This window comes from Streptomyces sp. GbtcB6 (assembly GCF_019091475.1).
In the GTDB taxonomy this organism is placed as follows: Bacteria; Actinomycetota; Actinomycetes; order Streptomycetales; family Streptomycetaceae; genus Streptomyces; species Streptomyces hyaluromycini.
In genome coordinates, this window is sequence record NZ_JAGXJL010000001.1 from 275,347 (window position 1) to 294,579 (window position 19,233).

15 protein-coding genes and 1 tRNA gene are annotated in these 19,233 nt (G+C 71.1%); 7 read left to right on the top strand and 9 right to left on the bottom strand.

The genetic code is table 11. From position 1 onward, the window contains the following. Positions 1-3: 3 nt before the first annotated feature. The 3 genes from KVT45_RS01275 to KVT45_RS01285 are packed head-to-tail and all read left to right on the top strand — an operon-like array spanning position 4 to position 3,481. A complete protein-coding gene (locus KVT45_RS01275; protein ID WP_217544415.1) occupies positions 4-1,845 on the top strand; it encodes a branched-chain amino acid ABC transporter permease in 1,842 nt (613 codons plus the stop codon). 5 nt (positions 1,846-1,850) lie between these two features. Next, the gene (locus tag KVT45_RS01280; RefSeq protein WP_217544417.1) at positions 1,851-2,768 is read left to right on the top strand and encodes an ABC transporter ATP-binding protein; all 918 of its coding nucleotides are present in this window, start codon (positions 1,851-1,853) and stop codon (positions 2,766-2,768) included. Then, a complete protein-coding gene (locus KVT45_RS01285) occupies positions 2,765-3,481 on the top strand; it encodes an ABC transporter ATP-binding protein (RefSeq protein WP_217544419.1) in 717 nt (238 codons plus the stop codon). Before KVT45_RS01280 ends, KVT45_RS01285 begins: the two co-directional genes overlap by 4 nt. 140 nt (positions 3,482-3,621) lie before the next feature. Here KVT45_RS01285 and KVT45_RS01290 read toward each other — a convergent pair whose 3' ends face one another. Next, positions 3,622-4,275 carry an ANTAR domain-containing response regulator gene (locus KVT45_RS01290; protein WP_217544421.1) on the bottom strand — a complete coding sequence of 218 codons (654 nt, stop codon included), beginning with the start codon at positions 4,273-4,275 and terminating at the stop codon, positions 3,622-3,624. Positions 4,276-4,375: 100 nt separating this feature from the next. On the opposite strand from KVT45_RS01290, the gene KVT45_RS01295 reads away from it, so the two are divergent. Next, positions 4,376-4,450, top strand: a tRNA-Leu gene (locus KVT45_RS01295). Between the two features lie 76 nt (positions 4,451-4,526). Here the strand turns inward: KVT45_RS01295 and pyk are convergent. Further along, on the bottom strand, positions 4,527-5,963 hold the full coding sequence (gene pyk / locus KVT45_RS01300; protein WP_217544423.1) for a pyruvate kinase: 1,437 nt from the start codon (positions 5,961-5,963) through the stop codon (positions 4,527-4,529). A 187-nt stretch (positions 5,964-6,150) separates the two neighbouring features. Continuing rightward, on the bottom strand, positions 6,151-6,864 hold the full coding sequence (locus KVT45_RS01305) for an SIMPL domain-containing protein (RefSeq protein ID WP_217544425.1): 714 nt from the start codon (positions 6,862-6,864) through the stop codon (positions 6,151-6,153). 150 nt (positions 6,865-7,014) lie between these two features. Here KVT45_RS01305 and KVT45_RS01310 point away from each other — a divergent pair, with 150 nt between their 5' ends. After that, complete coding sequence (locus tag KVT45_RS01310; protein ID WP_217544427.1) at positions 7,015-8,820, top strand: bifunctional UDP-sugar hydrolase/5'-nucleotidase; 1,806 nt, start codon at positions 7,015-7,017, stop codon at positions 8,818-8,820. Between the two features lie 59 nt (positions 8,821-8,879). Here KVT45_RS01310 and KVT45_RS01315 read toward each other — a convergent pair whose 3' ends face one another. Both KVT45_RS01315 and KVT45_RS01320 read right to left on the bottom strand, forming a co-directional pair. Next, on the bottom strand, positions 8,880-10,286 hold the full coding sequence (locus KVT45_RS01315) for a lysine N(6)-hydroxylase/L-ornithine N(5)-oxygenase family protein (protein WP_217544430.1): 1,407 nt from the start codon (positions 10,284-10,286) through the stop codon (positions 8,880-8,882). Beyond that, a complete protein-coding gene (locus KVT45_RS01320; RefSeq protein WP_217544432.1) occupies positions 10,283-11,641 on the bottom strand; it encodes an aminotransferase class V-fold PLP-dependent enzyme in 1,359 nt (452 codons plus the stop codon). The genes KVT45_RS01315 and KVT45_RS01320 overlap by 4 nt, the downstream gene beginning before the upstream one ends. A gap of 218 nt (positions 11,642-11,859) precedes the next feature. Here KVT45_RS01320 and KVT45_RS01325 point away from each other — a divergent pair, with 218 nt between their 5' ends. Next, positions 11,860-12,408 carry a GNAT family N-acetyltransferase gene (locus KVT45_RS01325; RefSeq protein ID WP_308310611.1) on the top strand — a complete coding sequence of 183 codons (549 nt, stop codon included), beginning with the start codon at positions 11,860-11,862 and terminating at the stop codon, positions 12,406-12,408. Between the two features lie 35 nt (positions 12,409-12,443). Here the strand turns inward: KVT45_RS01325 and KVT45_RS01330 are convergent, their stop codons facing one another. From KVT45_RS01330 to KVT45_RS01345, 4 genes are all read right to left on the bottom strand, one after another. Next, a complete protein-coding gene (locus tag KVT45_RS01330; protein ID WP_217544860.1) occupies positions 12,444-13,274 on the bottom strand; it encodes an NAD(P)H-binding protein in 831 nt (276 codons plus the stop codon). Positions 13,275-13,396: 122 nt separating this feature from the next. Then, a complete protein-coding gene (pepN, locus tag KVT45_RS01335; protein ID WP_217544434.1) occupies positions 13,397-15,880 on the bottom strand; it encodes an aminopeptidase N in 2,484 nt (827 codons plus the stop codon). Between the two features lie 207 nt (positions 15,881-16,087). Continuing rightward, complete coding sequence (locus tag KVT45_RS01340) at positions 16,088-16,438, bottom strand: chorismate mutase (RefSeq protein ID WP_217544435.1); 351 nt, start codon at positions 16,436-16,438, stop codon at positions 16,088-16,090. 34 nt (positions 16,439-16,472) lie between these two features. Further along, positions 16,473-17,369 (bottom strand): AraC family transcriptional regulator, encoded by an 897-nt coding sequence (locus KVT45_RS01345; RefSeq protein WP_217544861.1) that lies wholly within the window; start codon positions 17,367-17,369, stop codon positions 16,473-16,475. A 107-nt stretch (positions 17,370-17,476) separates the two neighbouring features. Between KVT45_RS01345 and KVT45_RS01350 the strand changes: the two genes are divergently transcribed. Beyond that, positions 17,477-19,228 (top strand): beta-galactosidase, encoded by a 1,752-nt coding sequence (locus tag KVT45_RS01350; protein ID WP_217544437.1) that lies wholly within the window; start codon positions 17,477-17,479, stop codon positions 19,226-19,228. The last annotated feature ends 5 nt before the right edge of the window (positions 19,229-19,233 follow it).

Sequence of the window (19,233 nt, forward strand, 5' to 3'; positions counted from 1 at the left end):
CCGATGACCACAGAGACCACCGCATCCGAGACTCCCGAGACCCCGGAGACCGCGAGCGCCCCGGCGCCCGCCGCGTCCGGTCTGATCGGACTGCCGGCCCCGCTCGGCCGCGCCCTCGCCACCGGCGGCGGCATCCTCGCCGTCGTCTCCACGTTCATGTCGTGGACCTGGACGTCCGCCTTCCCCGGCGACCTCACCGTCTACGGCTACCCGGGCGGCCTGCAGGTCCTGGTGCTGATCGGCGGCATCCTCACCACCCTGTTCGGCCTCGCCTCCTACGGCGTCAGGGGCCTGGGCGCACTGACGCCGGGCAGCGCCGACAGCGCGCTGAAGATGGCCGCGCTGGGTACCTTCGGCACCGCCTGGTACACCGTCATCGCCATCAGCGACGAGCTCGGCGGTGTGGTCAACCTGGACCCGGGCGGCTTCGTCGTCGCGATCGCCACCCTGGCCGCCGTGATCGGCGTACTGGCCCTGCCGTTCGAGCGGCCGGAGCCCGACCCGGTCGACCCGGACGACACCGGCTGGGAGCTGTTCAGGCACAACTCCCGGCAGAACATGAACACGTTCCGCGCGGCCTTCGCCGCCAAGGCTCCGGAGCCGGCGCGTCCGCTGCCGTCCTGGGCCGAGGTCCTCGTCATCGTCGCGGCCATGGCCGTGGGCCTGATCGTCTTCAGCTACGGCATCGGCACCTCGTACGACGAACTGTTCATCGGCTTCCTGATCACGGCCGGCTTCGGTTTCGCCGCCATCTCCAAGGCCGGGATCGTGGCCCGGGTCTCGGCGATCACCACGAAGCACCGGAACATCACCATGACCGGCGCCTTCCTCGCCGCCGCGGCCTTCCCGTTCACCCAGTCCAACGACCAGTACGCGACGATCGGCGTCTACATCCTGATCTTCGCGACGGTCGCGCTCGGCCTGAACATCGTCGTCGGCCTCGCCGGCCTCCTCGACCTCGGTTACGTCGCCTTCCTCGGTGTCGGCGCCTACACCGCGGCCCTGGTCTCCGGATCGCCGTCGTCGCCGCTGCACGTGCAGTGGCCGTTCTGGGCGTCGGCGCTGCTCGGTGCGGTGGTCGCGATGATCTTCGGTGTCGTGATCGGCGCGCCGACGCTGCGACTGCGCGGCGACTACCTGGCCATCGTGACGCTCGGCTTCGGTGAGATCTTCCGTATCACCGTCCTCAACCTGGACGGCACCTCGGGCCCGGACGTCACCAACGGCTCCAACGGCATCTCGTCGATCCCGAACCTGGACATCCTCGGCTTCGACTTCGGCGCCGAGCACCAGATCCTCGGCTCCACCATCGGCCGGTTCGCCAACTACCTGCTGCTGATGCTGATCATCACGCTCATCGTGGTCATCGTCTTCCGGCGCAGCAGCGACTCCCGGATCGGCCGCGCCTGGGTCGCCATCCGCGAGGACGAGACCGCCGCACTCGCCATGGGCATCAACGGCTTCCGGGTCAAGCTCATCGCCTTCGCCCTGGGCGCCTGCCTGGCCGGCCTCTCCGGCTCGGTCCAGGCCCACGTCACCTACACGGTGACCCCGGAGCAGTACCAGTTCGCCTACGTCGTACCGCCCAACTCGGCGTTCCTGCTGGCCGCGGTGGTCCTCGGCGGCATGGGCACCATCTCCGGCCCGCTCGTCGGTGCCTCCCTGCTGTACCTGATCCCGGCCAAGCTCCAGTTCCTCGGCGACTACCAGCTCTTCGCCTTCGGCGTCACGCTCATCCTGCTGATGCGCTTCCGCCCTGAGGGCCTCATCCCCAACCGGCGCCGCCAGCTCGAGTTCCACGAAGAGGCCGAAGCGCCCGCCGTCCTCACCAAGGCAGGGGCCTGACCACGATGACCACGGAAACCCCCATCACGGACGCCGCCCCCGCCGCCCCCGGCGAGGTCGTGCTCGACGCCCGCGGTGTGACCATGCGCTTCGGCGGTCTGACCGCCGTACGCAATGTCGACTTCACCGTCCGCAGCGGCGAGATCGTCGGCCTGATCGGCCCCAACGGAGCCGGCAAGACGACCTTCTTCAACTGCCTGACCGGCCTCTACATCCCCACCGAGGGCGAGGTCCGCTACAAGGGCCAGGTCCTGCCGCCGAAGTCCTTCAAGGTCACGGCGGCCGGCATCGCCCGTACCTTCCAGAACATCCGGCTGTTCGCCAACATGACGGTCCTGGAGAACGTCCTGGTCGGCCGCCACACCCGCACCAAGGAGGGCCTCTGGTCGGCCCTGCTGCGGGGCCCCGGCTTCCACCGCGCCGAGGCGGCCTCCCGGGCCCGTGCCATGGAACTCCTGGAGTTCGTGGGCCTGGACAAGAAGGCCGAGCACCTCGCCCGCAACCTGCCCTACGGCGAACAGCGCAAGCTGGAGATCGCCCGCGCGCTGGCGAGCGAGCCGGGGCTGCTGCTCCTCGACGAGCCGACGGCCGGTATGAACCCGCAGGAGACCCGCACCACCGAGGAACTGGTCTTCGCGATCCGCGACAAGGGCATCGCCGTGCTCGTCATCGAGCACGACATGCGCTTCATCTTCAACCTCTGCGACCGCGTCGCCGTCCTGGTACAGGGCGAGAAGCTCATCGAGGGCGACAGCGCGACCGTGCAGGGCGACGAGCGGGTCATCGCCGCGTACCTGGGCGAGCCGTTCGAGAACGCGCCAGGCGACGAGGAGGCCGCCGAGGTCGAGGCGGCGGAAGCGGCGGCCGAGCCCGAAGCCGACAACACGTCCGACGCCGTGCCCGGCAAGGAGAACGACCGATGACCGCACTGCTCGAAGTAGAGGACCTGCGGGTCGCCTACGGCAAGATCGAGGCCGTCAAGGGCATCTCCTTCAAGGTCGAGGCCGGCCAGGTCGTCACCCTGATCGGCACCAACGGCGCCGGCAAGACGACGACCCTGCGTACGCTGTCCGGGCTGCTCAAGCCGGTCGGCGGGCAGATCCGGTTCAACGGCAAGTCGCTGAAGAAGGTCCCGGCGCACCAGGTGGTCTCGCTGGGCCTCGCCCACTCCCCCGAGGGGCGGCACATCTTCCCGCGCATGACCATCGAGGACAACCTGCGCCTCGGTGCGTTCCTGCGCAGCGACAAGCCGGGCATCGAGAAGGACATCCAGCGGGCCTACGACCTCTTCCCGATCCTGGGCGAGCGGCGCAAGCAGGCCGCGGGCACCCTCTCGGGCGGTGAGCAGCAGATGCTGGCGATGGGGCGCGCGCTGATGTCCCAGCCGAAGCTGCTGATGCTGGACGAGCCGTCGATGGGGCTGTCGCCGATCATGATGCAGAAGATCATGGCGACGATCGCCGAGCTGAAGTCGCAGGGTACGACGATTCTGCTGGTCGAGCAGAACGCGCAGGCGGCTCTTTCGCTTGCCGACCAGGGGCATGTGATGGAGGTCGGCAACATCGTGCTGTCGGGCAGCGGGCAGGATCTGCTGACCGATGAGTCGGTGCGGAAGGCCTATTTGGGCGAGGACTAGGTAGTCGGGTCGCTGCGGGCCGGTGGTGGCTGGTCGCGCAGTTCCCCGCGCCCCTGACGGGGCGCTGCCCCCAAGCGGCGCTACAAAGGCCCGTGCTCCCTTCTCCGGAGCACGGGCCTTGGCGTTCGTACGTGTGCGGGTCAGCCCTTGCTGGACTTCTTCTCCTCGCTGTCCGTGATGACGGCCTCGGCGACCTGCTGCATCGACATGCGGCGGTCCATCGACGTCTTCTGGATCCAGCGGAACGCGGCCGGCTCGGTCAGGCCGTACTCGGTCTGGAGGATGGACTTCGCGCGGTCGACCAGCTTGCGGGTCTCCAGGCGCAGGGTGAGGTCGGCGACCTCCTGCTCCAGCTGCTTCAGCTCGGTGAAGCGGGAGACGGCCATCTCGATCGCCGGGACGACGTCGCTCTTGCTGAACGGCTTGACCAGGTACGCCATCGCGCCGGCGTCCCGGGCCCGCTCGACCAGGTCGCGCTGCGAGAAGGCGGTGAGCATCAGAACCGGGGCGATGGACTCCTCGGCGATCTTCTCGGCCGCCGAGATGCCGTCCAGCTTGGGCATCTTGACGTCGAGGATGACCAGATCGGGGCGGTGCTCGCGGGCCAGCTCGACGGCCTGCTCGCCGTCACCGGCCTCGCCGACGACCGTGTACCCCTCCTCCTCCAGCATCTCTTTCAGGTCGAGCCGGATCAGGGCCTCGTCCTCGGCGATGACGACACGGGTCGTCAGCGGAGGCACGTGCGACTTGTCGTCGGGTGCGTCGACTGGCTGGGGCGACTCGGCGGCGGTCACGGGGGCTCCTCGTTCAGGGCAGGGGTACTGCTGACAAGAGCCTACCTAGCTACGGTATGGTGGACGCGCGGAGGGTCGGGGATCACCTTTGATTCTTCGAGCCCCGGTAGCCCAATTGGCAGCAGGCAACGGATTCAAAACCCGTACAGTGTCGGTTCGAGTCCGACCCGGGGCACTTTTCCTTGGATTCCAAGGTCGCGTAATTGTGTGGCTGAAGGGCCCCTCCGCACCGCGGAGGGGCCCTTCGCACGTCACCTGGGGCTGTCGTCCTCACCGATGTGGTGCACCCGGACCATGTTGGTGGAGCCGGAGACACCGGGCGGGGAGCCCGCCGTGATGACCACGATGTCGCCCTTCTGGCAGCGGCCGTACTTCAGCAGCAGCTCGTCCACCTGGTCGACCATCTTGTCCGTCGAGTCGACGTGCGGGCCGAGGAAGGTCTCGACGCCCCAGGTGAGGTTGAGCTGGGAGCGGGTGGCCGGTTCCGGGGTGAAGGCGAGCAGCGGGATCGGCGAGCGGTAGCGGGACAGCCGGCGGACCGTGTCTCCCGACTCGGTGAACGCGACGAGGAACTTCGCGTTCAGGAAGTCGCCCATCTCGGCGGCGGCCCGGGCGACCGCGCCGCCCTGGGTGCGGGGCTTGTTGCTCTCGGTCAGCGGCGGCAGGCCCTTGGCGAGGATGTCCTCCTCGGCCGCCTCGACGATCTTCGCCATGGTGCGGACGGTCTCGATCGGGTACTTGCCGACGCTGGTCTCGCCGGAGAGCATCACCGCGTCCGTGCCGTCGATGACCGCGTTGGCGACGTCGGAGGCCTCTGCGCGGGTGGGGCGGGAGTTCTCGATCATCGAGTCGAGCATCTGGGTGGCGACGATGACCGGCTTGGCGTTGCGCTTGGCGAGCTTGATCGCGCGCTTCTGGACGATCGGCACCTGCTCCAGCGGCATCTCCACGCCCAGGTCGCCGCGGGCGACCATGATGCCGTCGAAGGCGGCCACGATGCCGTCGATGTTCTCGACGGCCTGCGGCTTCTCGACCTTGGCGATCACGGGGAGGCGGCGGCCCTCCTCGTCCATGATGCGGTGGACGTCCTCGATGTCCCGGCCGCTGCGCACGAACGACAGGGCGATCACGTCGACGCCGCTGCGCAGCGCCCAGCGCAGGTCGGCCTCGTCCTTGTCGGACAGGGCCGGGACGGAGACCGCGACCCCGGGGAGGTTGAGGCCCTTGTGGTCGGAGACCATGCCGCCCTCGACCACCGTGGTGTGTACGCGGGGGCCGTCGACGTGGGTGACCTCCAGGCAGACCTTGCCGTCGTCGACGAGGACGCGCTCACCGGGGGTGACGTCACCGGCCAGCCCTGTGTACGTCGTCCCGCACTGGTGCCGGTCGCCCTCGGCACCCTCCTCCACCGTGATGACGAAGGTGTCACCGCGTTCGAGGAGTACGGGGCCTTCGGTGAAGCGGCCGAGCCGGATCTTCGGGCCTTGAAGGTCGGCGAGGATCCCGACGCTGCGACCGGACTCGTCGGAGGCCTTGCGGACACGCTGGTAGCGCTCCTCGTGCTCGGCGTGGGTGCCGTGGCTGAGGTTGAATCGGGCGACGTCCATTCCGGCCTCGACCAGGGCCTTGATCTGGTCGTACGAGTCGGTGGCGGGCCCCAGAGTACAAACGATCTTTGCTCGGCGCATGCTTCGAGCCTAGGCCTTACCGGCGGGTAGAGAATTGGTCGTACATGACGACCCAACAACCTTTGCGTGAAGGCCTATTGACAAGTGTTGAATTGTGCGGCACCCCGCTCCTATGAGCATCTCGCACTTGTTGAATACAGCGTGACCAACGTCGCCCGTTCGGCATTCCGAACGCGTTTTCCCGGAGTCACAGTGTCGGCGGCGCCATCGTGAAGCGCGCACCGACCTGAGCGGTGACGCGCAGTCGCGGAGGTTCCAGATCGAGGGGTTCGGCGGCCTCCGCGATATCGGCGGCGGCCGCCATCCGGCGGACCCCGCGGTCGAAGCTCGCCCGGTAGGGCCGCGCCCCCTCGGTGCCGGTGTCGGCGAGCTCGATCAAGGCGGCGAGGGAGGTACCGAGGGCGCTCGCGTACTCCCGGGCGCGCTGCACCGCGTCGGCGACCGCCTGCCGCCGGGCCTCGCCGTGCACCGCCGAGTCGGGGCGCAGCGACCACCAGGGGCCGTCGACCCGGGTCAGCTCCAAGTCCGCCAGCTGGGTGGTGAGTTCGCCGAGGACGGTGAAGTCGGTGAATTCGGCGGTGAGCTGGACCCGTCCCTGGTAGCTGCGGACGCGCTCGCCCCGGCCGCGCTCGGCGAGTTCGGGGGCGATGGAGAAGGCCCCCGTCGACAGCCGGGCCACCGCCTCGCCGTACGACTTGATCAGGTCCAGGGCGGCGGCGTTGCGGCGGGTGAGATCGTCCAGGGTCGAACGGCGGTCCCGGCCCCGGGCGCTGACGAGGACGCCGATCCGGGCCAGTTCGGGCTCGACCTCCAGCTCGGCCTCGCCTTGCACGACGAGGAGCGGGGCGTCGGGCGTGCCGGCCGCCCGGTGCTCCCCGGGCGAGGTCGAGGGTGAGGTCATACGCCCCACTCTGTCATGCCATCCCCGCTTGTGCGCCCCGGAGTTCACAGTCCAGGTCACCAGATCGAAACCTCCCGGACCTGTTGCCGTCAGTCATGCCCAGGACAGAATCTACGCGCGTCGTTGACCGAATCCCGAGGAGATCAAAACATGCCCTTGAACCGCCGGAAGTTCCTGAAGAAGTCCGCCGTGACCGGAGCGGGAGTGGCGATCGCCGGCGCGGCGGCGGCCCCGGCACAGGCCGCGCAGGCTTCCGCGACCCACGCCAAGCAGCCCAAGCGGTACTCCCTCACCGTCATGGGCACCACCGACCTGCACGGGCACGTCTTCAACTGGGACTACTTCAAGGACACGGAGTACTCCGACAAGGCCGGCAACGCGATGGGCCTGGCGCGTATCTCGACCCTGGTCGAGCAGGTACGCAAGGAGAAGGGCCGCTGCAACACCCTGCTGCTTGACGCCGGTGACACCATCCAGGGCACCCCGCTGGCGTACTACTACGCCAAGGTCGACCCGATCACCGCCAAGGGCGGCCCGGTGCACCCGATGGCGCAGGCCATGAACGCGATCGGGTACGACGCGGCGGCGCTCGGCAACCACGAGTTCAACTACGGCATCGAGACCCTGCGCAAGTTCGAGGACCAGCTGCGCTTCCCGCTGCTCGGCGCCAACGCGGTCGACGCGAAGACCCTGAAGCCGGCCTTCCCGCCGTACGTCATCAAGAAGTTCCACGTCCCGGGCGCTCCCCCGGTCAAGGTCGCCGTGCTCGGCCTGACCAACCCGGGCATCGCGATCTGGGACAAGGCCTACGTCCAGGGCAGGCTCGCCTTCCCGGGCCTGGAGGAGCAGGCCGCGAAGTGGGTGCCGAAGCTGAAGGCGATGGGCGCGGACGTGGTCGTGGTCTCGGCCCACTCCGGTTCCTCCGGCACCTCCTCCTACGGCGACCAGGTGCCGTACGTCGAGAACGCGGCCGCGAACGTCGCCAGGCAGGTGCCGGGCATCGACGCGATCCTGGTCGGCCACGCGCACGTGGAGATCCCGGAGCTGAAGGTCGTCAACGAGGCCACCGGCAGGACGGTCGTCCTCTCCGAGCCGCTCTGCTACGCCGAGCGCCTCACCCTCTTCGACATCGAGCTGGTGTTCGGCAAGGGCAGGTGGGAGGTCGAGTCGGTGGCCGCCTCGCTGCTGAACTCCAACACGGTCGCCGACGACCCGAAGATCACCCGTCTCCTGACGGACGAGCACGCCAAGGTCGTCGCGTACGTCAACCAGGTCGTCGGCACCGCGACCGAGACCCTGACCACGGTCGACGCCCGTTACCAGGACGCCCCGATCATCGACCTGATCACCAAGGTCCAGGAGGACGTGGTCAAGGCGGCCCTGGCGGGCACCGAGTACGCGTCGCTGCCGGTGATCGCACAGGCCTCGCCGTTCTCGCGGACCTCCGAGATCCCGGCCGGCAAGGTGACCATCCGGGACCTGTCCAGCCTCTACGTCTACGACAACACCCTGGTCGCCAAGCTGATGACCGGCGCGCAGATCCGGGCGTACCTGGAGTACTCGGCGGAGTACTTCGTCCGGACGGCCGCCGACGCCACCGTCGACGTGGAGAAGCTGACCAACGCCAACAGCCGCCCGGACTACAACTACGACTACGTCTCGGGCCTCCGGTACGAGATCGACATCGCGCAGGCGGCCGGGTCCCGGATCAAGAACCTGACCTACGACGGTGCCGCCCTGGACGACACCCGGCAGTTCGTGCTGGCGGTGAACAACTACCGCGCCAACGGCGGCGGCGCGTTCCCGTACGTCGCCTCGGCCAAGGAGCTGTGGTCGGAGTCGACGGAGATCCGCACCCGGATCGCGGAGTGGGTGACCGCCAAGGGTGTCCTGGACCCGAAGGACTTCGCGTCGGTGGACTGGAAGCTGACCCGCGACGGCACGCCGGTGTTCTGAGCGGTCCCGAAGGGCGCCGGGCCGGGGACCGGCGCCCTCTCGATCAGTCGGCGACGCGCTCAGTCGACCAGCGGCGTGAGCTGCCTCGGCTGCTGCTGCGCCGGGACCCGCTCCTCCGGCCGCTCCAGGCCGAAGCTGGTGAAGGCGGTGCGTGCGGGCAGTGGGTAGGGGTCCTTGCCGGTCAGGGAGTTGAGGATGGTGGCACTGCGCCAGGCGGCCAGGCCCAGGTCCGGCGCGCCGACGCCGTGGGTGTGGCGTTCGGCGTTCTGGACGTACGCCTTTCCGGTCACCGACGAGTCGAGGACGAGCCGGAACCGCTCGTCCACGCGCGGGCGTTCGCTGTTGTCCCGGCGCAGATAGGGGTCGAGTCCGGCGAGCAGACGGCCGAGAGGGCGTTCGCGGTAGCCGGTGGCCAGGACGACGGCGTCGGTGGTGAGCCGGGAGCGGGTGCCCTGCTGGACGTGTTCGAGGTGGAGCTCGACCTTGGTGGTGGCGACCCGTCCGGCGGTGCGGACCTGGACGCCGGGGGTGAGGACGGCCTCGGGCCAGCCGCCGTGCAGCGTACGGCGGTACAGCTCGTCGTGGATGGCGGCGATGGTGTCGGCGTCGATACCCCTGTGCAGCTGCCACTGGGAGGAGACGACCCGGTCCCGGACGGGCTCCGCGAGGGCGTGGAAGTAGCGGGTGTAGTCGGGGGTGAAGTGCTCCAGGCCGAGCTTGGAGTACTCCATGGGCGCGAACGCCTCGCCGCGCCCGATCCAGTGCACCTTCTCCCGGCCGGCGGGCCGGTGGCGCAGCAGGTCGAGGAAGACCTCGGCGCCGGACTGCCCGGAGCCCACGACGGTGACGTGCTCGGCGGCGAGGAAGGCCGCGCGGTGGTCGAGGTAGTCGGCCGCGTGGATGACCGGGACGCCCGCGGACTCCACGAGGGGCTTGAGCGGATCGGGCACATACGGGACGGTCCCGACCCCGAGCACGACGTTCTTCGTGTACGTACGGCCGAGCGACTCGGCCTCGCCCTCCGCGTCGAGCCGGGTGAAGTCGACCTCGAAGAGATCGCGTTCGGAGTTCCAGCGGACGGCGTCGACCTGGTGGGAGAAGCGCAGTCCGGGCAGGCTCTCGGCGACCCAGCGGCAGTACGCGTCGTACTCGGCACGCCGGATGTGGAAGCGCTCGGCGAAGTAGAAGGGGAAGAGCCGGTCGCGTGCCTTGAGGTAGTTGAGGAACGACCAGGGGCTGGCGGGGTCGGCGAGGGTCACCAGGTCGGCGAGGAACGGGACCTGGATGGTGGCGTCGTCGATCAGCAGCCCGGGATGCCAGTCGAAACCCGGGCGCTGCTCGTAGAAGACCGCGTCGAGTTCGGCGAGCGGTTGGGCGAGTGCGGCGAGGGAGAGGTTGAACGGTCCGATGCCCACGCCGACCAGGTCGCGGGGTGCTTCGGGCTCGTGGTGTGGGGGGTTGGTCATCTGGGGGCGGTTCCTTCCACGAGTTTCAGGAGGAGGGCCAGTTCGTCCGGCCGGGTGTGGGGGTTGAGCAGGGTCGCCTTGAGCCAGAGCCGGCCGTCGAGCCGGGCCCGGCCGAGTACCGCCCGCCCCTCGTGCAGCAGCCTGCGCCGTACGCCGGCGACGTCGTCGTCGGTGGCTCCGGTGGGGCGGAACAGCACCGTGCTGATGTTCGGCCGGTCGTAGAGCTCGAAGCCGGGGTGCTCGCCGACCAGGGCGGCGAACTCCCGTGCTCGTGCGCACACCTGGTCGACCAGCGCGCCGAGTCCGGTGCGGCCCAGGGTCTTGAGGGTGACCGCGATCTTGAGGACGTCGGGGCGCCGGGTGGTGCGCAGCGAGCGGCCGAGCAGGTCGGGGTAACCGGCCTCGGTGTCGTCGTCGGCGTTGAGGTAGTCGGCGTGCTGGTGGAGGACGCCGAGCTCGGCCGGGCGGGCGACGGCGAGGAGACCGGCGGCGACCGGCTGCCAGCCGAGTTTGTGCAGGTCGAGGGTGACGCTGTGGGCGCGCTCCAGGCCGGCGAGCTTGTCCCGGTGCCGGTCGCTGAAGGCGAGGCCGCCCCCGTAGGCGGCGTCGACGTGCAGCCGGGCGCCGTGGGCGGCGCAGAGCCCGGCGATCTCGGGGAGCGGGTCGATGAGCCCGGCGTCGGTGGTGCCGGCCGTGGCGGCGACCAGCAGGGGCCGGGGCAGGCGGGTGAGGGCGTCGTGGAGGGCGGCCGGGTCGAGGGTGCCGTTCGGGGCGGGGACCACGACGGGGTCGGGCAGGCCGAGCAGCCAGGCGGCGCGGGGCAGCGAGTGGTGGGCGTTGGCCCCGCAGACCAGCCGGACGCCGCCGCCGGAGGCCTCGCGGGCCAGCAGCAGGGCCAGCTGGTTGGACTCGGTGCCGCCGGTGGTGACCACCGCGTCGGAGAGGCCGATGGTGTGCGCGAGGGTGCGGGTGACCAGCGCTTCCAGGGCGGAGGCGGCCGGGGCCTGGTCCCAGGAGTCCAGGGAGGGGTTGAGGGCGCTCGCGGCGAGGTCGGCGGCGGTGGCGACGGCGAGCGGCGGGCAGTGCAGATGCGCCGCGCACAGCGGGTCGGCGGGGTCGGCGGCGCCCTCGGCCAGGGCGGTCACCAGGGTGCGCAGGGCGTCGGGGTCGCCGTCGTCCGGGAGTACGTCCCCCACGGCGTCCGCGATCCGCTCGGCCACCGTCTCCGGACCGCCCGCGGGCAGCGGCCCGCCGCGCGCCCGGCCGCCCTCGCGCAACGCGTCGAGCACGGTGTCCAGCAGAGGCCGCAGGGCGTCGGGGCCCTGGGGTCCGGATGCGAGGGGCGGCGTACTCATGGGCTCTCCTCGGGGCGCTGGCCGAAGGGGGTTGTCCGCAGGGGGAGTTCCAGCTTGTACGGGATTGGGTCTGCGCGTCCCCAAAGCCCAACGATCGGAACCCGAAAGTGGGTACTGCCGTGCGGGGAAAACCTGTCGGGGCGGTGCGCCCCGGGCGCGTCGGAGCAAGCGGTGAAAGGGCGTTGAGACCGCGGCTGACCGGGGTTAACGTCGGTCGCGTGGTTGACGCGTGGATGATCGACGTGCCCGGTGAGCGGGTGCTGGTGCGGGAGCCGCGGCCCGCGGACGAGGTACCGCTGCTGGACCTCTTCGAGGCCTGCGAGGACTGGTTCGTGGCGGCGACCGGGCTGCCGTCGGGGCCGGGCGACGTGCAGTCCCTGTTCTACGGGCTGCCCGAGGGCGCCGACCCCGGCGACAAGGTGCTCCTGGTGCTGGAGCGGGACGGGGTCGTCTCGGGCCTGGTGGACGCAGTACGGAACCATCCGGCGCCCGGCGCGGTCGCGGTGGGGCTGTTCCTGCTGGCGCCCTGGGCGCGCGGCCGGGGCCTCGGGCGGGCGCTGGCCGAGTCGCTGCTCGCGCATGCCGAGGGGGTGTCCCTGGTGACGGCGTCGGTGCCGCCGGGCTGGCGCTCCGGGGAGTGCTTCCTGGAGCGCCTGGGCTTCACGCTGGGCGCGGAGGTGCCGAGGACGGCCGAGGTGGGCAACCGGCGCGCGGGGCCGCGGGAGGGCGGGGTGCGCCGGGCCGAGCTGCGGCCGGCGCCAGGCTGACCGGCCCGACGCCCGCACGGGGAGGGGCCGGACGGTCAGGGGCGGAAGTCGGCCGCGTGGTCGGTGGCCCACTGCCCGAAGGTGCGGGCCGGGCCGCCGGTGATCTCCTCGACCGTGGTGGTGATCTCCGGTGGCACGCCCACGGTGGCCGCGAAGGTCTTCAGCAGGCCCTGGAGGAACTCCGGCGGGGTCCCCGGGAACAGCGGGGCCGCCTCCTCCGGCGCCACCTCGACGAAGGTCAGCTCGCGGCCGACGGCCCGCCCGATCGCCGCGACCTGATCGGTGTTGGTGGTGGCGGCGGGGCCGGTGAGGTGGTGGACGGTGCCCTCGTGGCCGTCGTCCAGGAGGGCTCGTTCGGCGACCGCGGCGATGTCGTCCTCGTGGATGGGTGCCGTGAGCATGCCCGCGAAGACGCCCCGCACGGTGTCGCCGACGCGGATCTGGGGCGCCCACTGGAGGGCGTTGGTGGCGAACGCGTTGGGGCGCAGGAACGTCCAGGCGAGCCCGCTGTCGCGGATCTGCCGCTCGGCGGTGGCGTGCATGACGTGGATCGGGTGGGTCTCGTCGGCGCCCTCCCGGATGATCCCGGAGGAGAGCAGGACGACATGGCGCACCCCGGCCGTGCGGGCCGCGTCCAGGAGCTCGGGCAGCCGCCCGCCGGCCCCCTGGACGTACAGGAAGAGCTTGGTCGCCCCCTCGAACAGCGGGGCCGGGTCGTCGGGCCGGAACCCCACCACCTCGGCCTTATCGGGCAGGCCGGCCGTCTCCGGGGCACGGGTGAGCGCCCGCACGGCCCGTCCGTCGGCGACGAGACGTGTGACGAGGGCACGGCCGACGTTGCCGGTGGCACCGGTGACTACGATCACGGGGATCACGGGTTTCTCCCTGGGGTTCTGGTGCTTCTTGGGCACCGAGCCTAGGAGCGGCGGCCGGTCCCCGCATCGTCGTCGGGGACCAGCCGCGCCCGTGTCGTCCTACGTCCGCCGTCCTACGCCTCGCGGACCCGCAACGCCCTTTCCAGGTCGTCCAGTTCGTCGATCAGGCGGCGGCGCAGGGCCGTGACCGGGCCGGCGTCCTCCAGGCAGGCCCGGCCGAGGGCGAGGTTCTCGGCGTCGACGGCGTGGGCGGGGAAGGCCTCGCGGCCGGCGACCGTGGCGATGGCGGGGCCGCGCCGGGCGGCGACGGTGACCGCGTCCTGGTAGTAGCGGGGCACGTACTCCCGGACCAGGTCGGCCTGTTCGGGGTGCCAGAAGCCCTGGGCGGTGGCCGAGAACAGGTAGTTGGACAGGTCGTCGCCGCCGAACATGGCCTCCCAGGCGGTGCGCTTGGCCTCGGGGTCGGGCAGCGCGGCCCGGCAGCGGGCGGCGCCTTCCTGGCCGCTGGCGCTGGGGTCGCGGGCCAGTTCGGCGGCGATCCGGTCCTCGTCGACGGCGCCCAGGACGGCGAGCCGGCTCATGATGCGCCAGCGCAGCTCGGGGTCGAGCTCGGGCCCGCCGGGCACGGTGCCCTCGGCGAGCCAGGCGGCGATGGTGTCGGGGTGGGCGGCGGCGCGGATGAAGTGCCGTACGGCGATCAGGCGCAGCCCGGGGTTGTCGCCGTCCTCGGTGCGCCGGATGAAGTCGCGGCACAGGGCGGAGACGGTGGCGAGGGCGGCCGGGCGCTCCTCGGGCCTGAGGTACCGGTCGACGACGTGGACCGCGGTGAAGGCCAGCACGCCCTGGACGAGGGCGAGGTCGGTCTCGTGCGGGAGATGGGCGCGGGCGGTCTCCAGGTAGGCGGCGGGCGGGAGATCCCCGTCGCGGACGGCGTCCCGCAGGGCGTTCCAGACCACCGCGCGGGTCAGCGGGTCGGGCAGGCCCGCCAGGTGGGCCCGGACGGTCTCGGCGGACTCGGCGTCGAAGCGGACCTTGGCGTAGGTCAGGTCGCCGTCGTTGAGCACCAGCAGGGCGGGGCGCTTGCCGAGGGCCTGGGGAGCGGTCTGCGGGATGTCGAGGTCGATGCGCTCGCGCAGGGTGAGCCGGCCCTCGTCGGCGAGGTCCTGGTCGTAGACGCCGACGCAGATGCGGTGCGGGCGGCTGCCGGTGCGCTCGACGGTGAGGGTGCGGGTGCCGTCGGCGGCGGTGGCCAGGACCGGGGTGAGGGTGTCGACGCCGGTGGTGCGCAGCCAGGTGTCGGCCCAGGCGTGCACGTCGCGTTCGGTGGCGGCGGCGAGGGAGTCGATGAAGTCCGCGAGGGTGGCGTTGCCGAACCGGTGCCGCTGGAAGTGGATGTTGATGCCGGCCAGGAAGTCCTTCTCGCCCGTCCAGGCGACCAGCTGGCGCAGCGCGGAGGCGCCCTTGGCGTAGGAGATGCCGTCGAAGTTGAGCAGGGCGGCGGCGGTGTCGTCGACGGCCTCGGGGGCGACCGGGTGGGTGGAGGGGCGCTGGTCGGCGTCGTAGCCCCAGGCCTTGCGGGCCACCCCGAAGTCGACCCAGGTGTCGGTGAAGCGGGTGGCCTCGGTGAGGGTCTGGTAGCCCATGTACTCGGCGAACGACTCGTTCAGCCAGATGTCGTCCCACCACCTGAGGGTGACGAGGTCGCCGAACCACATGTGGGCCATCTCGTGGGCGATGACCATCGCGCGGGTCTGCCGCTCGGTGTCGGTGACGGCGGAGCGGTAGACGAACTCGTCGCGGAAGGTGACCAGGCCCGGGTTCTCCATGGCGCCGGCGTTGAACTCGGGGACGAACGCCTGGTCGTAGGAGTCGAAGGGGTAGGGCTCCTCGAACTTCTCGTGGTAGCGGTCGTAGCACGCGCGCGTGATGTCGAGGATCTCCTCGGCGTCGGCGTCGAGGTGGGGTGCGAGGGAGCGGCGGCAGTGGATGCCGAAGGGCAGTCCGCGGTGCTCGGTGCGCACCGAGTGCCAGGGCCCGGCGGCGACGGCGACCAGGTAGGTGGAGATCAGCGGGGTGGCGGCGGCCCGCCAGCGGCCGTCGCCGAGGTGCTCGGTGACGCCGTTGGCGAGCACCGTCCAGCCCTCGGGGGCGGTCACGGACAGCTCGAAGACGGCCTTCAGGTCGGGCTGGTCGAAGGCGGCGAAGACGCGCTGCACGTCGTCCATGAAGAGCTGGGTGTAGACGTACGTCGCGTCGTCCGAGGGGTCGGTGAAGCGGTGCATGCCCTCGCCGGTGCGCGAGTAGCGCATGGTGGCGTCGACGCGCAGCTCGTGCTCGCCCGCGGTGAGGTTCTTCAGGGTCAGTCGGTCCTGGTCCAGCGTCCCGGGGTCGAGGGACTGTCCGTCGAGGGTGACGGCGCGCAGTTCGACGGGCTTCATCTCGACGAACGTGTCGCCGTCGGATCGAGCCGTGAACCTGATCACGGTACGGGAGTCGAAGGTCTCGTCCCCGGTGGTCAGGTCGAGGTCGATCGTGTAGCGGTGGACGTCGAGGAGCTCGGCGCGGCTCTGCGCTTCGTCGCGAGTCAGTACGGACATGCGGGCCATGCTGCCCGATGACACTGACATCGCACAGGGGCGGGAGCGGTACGCGGCTTATGTCCGTCCCGGGGTTGTGGGGTCGCACGAGACGGACCTGGTGGGCGCCACCCTGCGGCTGGAGCGCCTGTTCGAGCGCCTCGTCACCGCACGGGGGTCGCCCGGCGGTGCCGGAGGCTCTTCGAGGCGTACGGCGGGCTTCCCGGATCAGTGCCCGTCCGTCTCCCGGTTGTTGACGGTGTCCTCGGCGATGGACTCGTGGTGCCTGATCACCTCGGCGATGATGAAGTTCAGGAACTTCTCGGCGAAGGCGGGGTCGAGCTTGGCGTTCTCGGCGAGGGCGCGCAGCCGGGCGATCTGCCGGGCCTCGCGGGCCGGGTCCGCCGGGGGCAGCTGGTGGACCGCCTTGAGGCGGCCGACCTGCTGGGTGGCCTTGAAGCGCTCGGCGAGCATGTGGACGACGGCCGCGTCGATGTTGTCGATGCTGTCGCGCAGCCGGCCGAGCTCCTCGCGGACGGCGAGGTCGACGTCACCGGTACCGGTGTTGCTGGTGGTCATGGGCGTCAACCCTAAAGGGGCGGCCTGTCGATGCCTAAAGGCCGTCGACGGGTTCGGCCACCGGCGGGCCCGGTTCGCCGTCCTCCTGGAGGCCTTCGTTCCAGTCGTCGGGCACGGCCCGGCTCTGCTGGGCCCGGAAGCGCACCGGGGCGGCACCTACCCGGCGGGTGAACAGGCGGGAGAAGTAGGCCGGATCGTCGTAGCCGACGCGGCGGGCGACCGCGGCGACGGACAGTTCGGTGGTGGCGAGGAGTTCCTGGGCGCGGCCGAGCCGGATGCCGATCAGGTAGTCCTTCGGGCTGCAGCCGGCGACCCTGCGGACCGCGATGCGCAGCTCGGCCGGGGTCATGCCGTGCCGGGCCGCGTGGTCGGCGACGGTCATCCCGGTGCAGGCGTCCCGGGCGAGCGCGTGCAGCACCGGGTCGCCGTCGGGGGCGAGGTCGGCACGCGCGCGACGCAGGGCGACCAGGAGCTCCTGCACGGCGGCGCCGGTCTCCACCTCCAGGAGGGGATTGCCGTGCCGGGCGGCCCGGGCGATGCGGGCGATGACGTCCCGGGGTCCGGAGGCGTCCGCGAGCGGCACCACGGGCCGCTCGGGCTCGATGTAGCCGAGTTCCGTGTAGGTCGCGGTGTCGGGCCCGGTGAAGGTCACGAAGCCCTCGTCCCAGCCGGTGTCCGGGTCGGGTCCGTAGTGGTGCGGGACGCCGGGCGTGAGCCACACCAGCGCGGGGGCGGTGACGGTGGTGCGGCGCCCGTCGGGTGTGCGGTACCAGCCCCGGCCCGAGCTGATCACCACGGCGACGTGATGTTCGAGCAGGCGCGGGCCGACGGCGGGCACCGCGCCGTACTGGAGGCCGACGCCCCAGCAGACGAGACCGAGCCGACGGTGGACGGCGCCGGGCGTGAAGAACCGCATCCAGGTGCGGAAGATCGGCGCTTCTCCGGGCACTGCGCGCCCCTTCCATGCGTCTCTTCCGTCCAAGTGCTGCTGATCTTTGTCCATGGTTTCGGCGCACGCCAGCAGGCCAAGGTGAGCGTATGAGCGACTTCACGGTGGGCGAAACCGATTTCCAGCTGGACGGCCGGCCGGTACGGCTGCTGTCCGGCGCGCTGCACTACTTCCGGGTGCACGAGGACCAGTGGGACCACAGGCTGGCGCTGCTGCGCGCCATGGGGCTGAACTGCGTGGAGACGTACGTCCCGTGGAACCTGCACGAGCCGCACCCAGGCGCCTTCCGGGACGTCGGGGCCCTCGGCCGGTTCCTGGACGCGGCCCGGGAGGCGGGCCTGTGGGCGATCGTGCGGCCGGGGCCGTACATCTGCGCGGAGTGGGAGAACGGTGGCCTGCCGCACTGGGTGACGGGTGAGCTGGGTGCGCGGGCACGCACGCGTGACGAGCGTTTCCTCGAGTACGTGGACCGCTGGTTCCGCCGGCTGCTGCCCGAGATCACGTCCCGGCAGCTGGACCGGGGCGGCCCGGTGATCATGGTGCAGGTCGAGAACGAGTACGGCAGCTACGGCTCCGACGCCGCCTACCTGGCCCACCTCACCGACCTGCTGCGGGCCGAGGGTGTCACGATGCCGCTGGTCACCTCGGACGGCCCCGAGGACCACATGCTCACCGGCGGCTCGGTCCCCGGGCTGCTCGCGACGGTGAACTTCGGCTCGCACGCGCGCGTGGCCTTCGAGACGCTGCGCCGCCACCAGCCGCGGGGCCCGCTGATGTGCATGGAGTTCTGGTGCGGCTGGTTCGACCACTGGGGCGGCGAGCACGTCGTACGGGACGCCGAGGACGCGGCGGCGGCGCTCCGGGAGATCCTGGAGTGCGGGGCGTCGGTCAACGTCTACATGGCGCACGGCGGCACCAACTTCGCCGGCTGGGCGGGCGCCAACCGCCCCGGCGGCGAGCTGCACGAGGGCCCGCTGGAGGCGGACGTGACGTCGTACGACTACGACGCGCCGATCGACGAGTACGGCCGCCCCACGGAGAAGTTCTGGCGCTTCCGTGAGGTGCTCGCCGAATACCATGCCGACCCGCTGCCCGAACCGCCGTCGGCACCCGTCCCGTTGGCTTCGCCCACGGACGTGGAGCTGACCGCCTGGGCATCCCTGGCCGGCGTCCTGGAGACCCTCGGCACCCCGGAACGCGTCCACCCGGTCCCGTCCACCTTCGAGGAGCTGGACATCGCCCGCGGCCTGGTCCGCTACGAGGTGGACGTACCGGGCCCGCGCCAGCCGTACCCGCTCACCGCGCGGGGCCTGCGCGACCTCGCGGTCGTGTACGTCGACGGCGAGCGGGCCGGGGTCCTCACCGAGGAGGAACCCCAGCTCAAGAAGCCGGTCGCCGGCCCCGCGCGCGTGGAGCTCTGGGTGGAGTCCCTGGGCCGCGTCAACTACGGTCCCCGCTCCGGCGAGCCGAAGGGCATCACCGGAGGCCTCCTGCACGAACGCCAGTTCCTGCACGGGGTACGCGCGCGGGGGCTCGATCTGGACGCGTTCGAGGGGGGCGTGGGTGAGGTGCCCTTCGCTCCGCTTCCGGGGGACGGCGCGCCGGGCCTGTACCGAGGCACGGTGACGGTACGCGGGGCCGGTGACGCCCGCCTGGAACTGCCCGGCTGGACGAGGGGCTTCGTCTGGATCAACGGCTTCAACCTGGGCCGCTACTGGTCGACGGGCCCGCAGCAGTCGCTGTACGTACCGGGCCCGGTCCTGAAGGAGGGCGAGAACGAGGTCTGGGTCCTGGAACTCCAGGAATCGAATCAGGCAACGGTACGGCTAGCGCCCCGTTAGGGGCG

Bases quoted from the DNA above. Each gene is read 5' to 3' on its own strand.
- KVT45_RS01275 (WP_217544415.1), top strand. From the start codon at position 4: ATGACCACAGAGACCACCGCATCCGAGACTCCCGAGACCCCGGAGACC.
- KVT45_RS01350 (WP_217544437.1), top strand. From the start codon at position 17,477: ATGAGCGACTTCACGGTGGGCGAAACCGATTTCCAGCTGGACGGCCGG.
- pyk (WP_217544423.1), bottom strand. From the start codon at position 5,963: ATGCGCCGAGCAAAGATCGTTTGTACTCTGGGGCCCGCCACCGACTCG.
- pepN (WP_217544434.1), bottom strand. From the start codon at position 15,880: ATGTCCGTACTGACTCGCGACGAAGCGCAGAGCCGCGCCGAGCTCCTC.
- KVT45_RS01340 (WP_217544435.1), bottom strand. From the start codon at position 16,438: ATGACCACCAGCAACACCGGTACCGGTGACGTCGACCTCGCCGTCCGC.
- KVT45_RS01285 (WP_217544419.1), top strand. From the start codon at position 2,765: ATGACCGCACTGCTCGAAGTAGAGGACCTGCGGGTCGCCTACGGCAAG.
- KVT45_RS01280 (WP_217544417.1), top strand. From the start codon at position 1,851: ATGACCACGGAAACCCCCATCACGGACGCCGCCCCCGCCGCCCCCGGC.
- KVT45_RS01310 (WP_217544427.1), top strand. From the start codon at position 7,015: ATGCCCTTGAACCGCCGGAAGTTCCTGAAGAAGTCCGCCGTGACCGGA.
- KVT45_RS01315 (WP_217544430.1), bottom strand. From the start codon at position 10,286: ATGACCAACCCCCCACACCACGAGCCCGAAGCACCCCGCGACCTGGTC.
- KVT45_RS01320 (WP_217544432.1), bottom strand. From the start codon at position 11,641: ATGAGTACGCCGCCCCTCGCATCCGGACCCCAGGGCCCCGACGCCCTG.
- KVT45_RS01305 (WP_217544425.1), bottom strand. From the start codon at position 6,864: ATGACCTCACCCTCGACCTCGCCCGGGGAGCACCGGGCGGCCGGCACG.